The 260-nt window shown below is 67.3% G+C and carries 1 protein-coding gene; it reads right to left on the bottom strand.

Annotated elements, in window-relative coordinates; translation table 11 throughout:
* On the bottom strand, positions 1-137 hold a 137-nt coding region (locus tag P8629_RS12920), incomplete at its 3' end, for an adenosylcobinamide-GDP ribazoletransferase (protein ID WP_442908710.1).
* Between the last annotated feature and the right edge of the window lie 123 nt (positions 138-260).

The raw sequence follows: 260 nt of genomic DNA, 5'->3' as shown, positions 1-260 counted from the left end.
GCGACACAGGCTAGCAGCGCTCCCACCATCAGGCCCACCAGCGGGTAGGCGCGAATGGCCCAGCGCCGAGTGGCCGGTGTCCAGGGGCAGGCAACGGGGATCGGCAGGCGCGTCAGAAACTGCAGCGCCAGCAGCATGCCGTACAGGGCATTTTTCATGGTGCGCCAGCCGCCTTCCATTCGATGGTCTGCCCGGCCACTACCTCCACCACCCGGTCGGCCTGGGCCGCCAGCCAACGGTGCAGCTTTTGCAGGAATTCC

The sequence above is a fragment of the Hydrogenovibrio sp. 3SP14C1 genome, assembly GCF_029625905.1.
GTDB lineage: Bacteria > Pseudomonadota > Gammaproteobacteria > Thiomicrospirales > Thiomicrospiraceae > Hydrogenovibrio.
The sequence above is the reverse complement of the archived record's forward strand: the minus strand, read 5'-3'. Positions and strand labels throughout refer to the sequence as shown.